This window comes from Methylobacterium sp. D53M (assembly GCF_053345625.1).
Genome location: NZ_JBKFAL010000076.1, coordinates 1 through 1,452 on the forward strand (window position 1 = coordinate 1; position 1,452 = coordinate 1,452).

Below are 1,452 nucleotides of genomic sequence, written 5' to 3' on the forward strand. Positions count from 1 at the left end.
CCACCGAGGCTGTGTGAAAACGCTGCGGTTCTGATAGTCTCTGCGTGACGGTGGAGGTTTATATGGCGCGGTTTGTCTGGGGTGCGGATCGCCAGCAAATCACGCTCTTGCCGAACCGGTTGGACGACTACGTGTCCGAGGACAATCCGGTTCGCGTCGTCGATGTGTTCGTGGACGAACTTGATCTCGCGGCTCTGGGTTTTGACGGCGTGGTGCCGGCTGCGACGGGCCGGCCCGGCTATCACCCGGCTACGTTGCTGAAGCTCTACCTCTACGGCTACCTCAATCAAGTCGCCTCCAGCCGCCGCTTGGAGCGTGAAGCCAGCCGCAACGTCGAGCTGATGTGGCTGACCGGCCGCCTCGCCCCCGACTTCAAGACCATTGCCGACTTCCGGCGCGACAACGGTCCTGCGATCCAGGCCGCCTGCCGTCAGTTCGTGGTGCTGTGCCGTCAACTCGGGCTCCTGGCCGGTGGCATCGTGGCGCTCGACGGCAGCCGCTTCAAAGCGGTGAACGCGCGCGACCGCAACTTCACCCCGGCGGCGGTCCGGCGTCGCATCGAGCAGGTCGAGGCGAGCATCGCGCGCTATCTCGCCGCCCTCGACACCGCCGACCGTCAGGAGGACGAGGTCGCTTGCGTGCGCAAGGTTCGCATCGCGGCGCGTCTGGATGCCTTGCGGACGCGGATGCGCGAACTTCAGGCGATGGAGAAGCTCGTCGAAGCCGCTCCCGACCGGCAGGTCTCGCTGACCGACCCGGACGCGCGGGCGATGGCCACGAGCGGCAAGGGCACAGGGATGGTCGGCTACAACGTGCAGGCGGTCGTCGACACCGAGCATCATCTGATCGTCGCGCACGCGGTGACGAACCTCGGGCATGACCGTACCCAGCTGGCGCACATGAGCCGCCAAGGGCAGGCGGCGACCGGGCATGAAGCGCTCGGCGTGCTGGCGGATCGCGGCTACTTCTCGGGCGCGGAGATCCTGGCCTGCGAGCAGGCCGGCATCGCGGTGACGCTGCCGAGGCCGCTGACCTCGGGCGCCAAGGCGGAGGGGCGCTTCGGCAAGCAGGACTTCGTCTACGAGCCGGAGGTGGATGCCTACCGGTGTCCAGCCGGCGAGCGGCTTTCCTACCGCTACACCAACGTGGAGGGTGGGCTGACGCTGCGCCGCTACTGGACCACGGCCTGCCGCGACTGCACGATCAAGGCACGCTGCACGCCGGCCGAGGAGCGGCGGGTGACGCGTTGGGAGCACGAGGCGGTGCTGGAAGCTGTGCAGCGCCGGCTCGACCAGGATCCCCACGCGATGCGCACGCGCCGGCAGACGGTCGAGCACGTGTTCGGGACGCTCAAGGGTTGGATGGGAGCGACCCACTTCCGGATGCGGCGGTTGCGGAACGTGGCCACCGAGATGAGCCTGCAGGTTCTGGCCTACAATCTGAAGCGGGTCA

Annotated in this window: 1 protein-coding gene; it reads left to right on the plus strand. The window is 67.6% G+C overall.

Annotation, left to right across the window (positions count from 1 at the left end; all coding sequences use genetic code 11):
• Positions 1-62: 62 nt before the first annotated feature.
• On the plus strand, positions 63-1,452 hold a 1,390-nt coding region (locus ACLBYG_RS31545), incomplete at its 3' end, for an IS1182 family transposase (protein WP_447684081.1).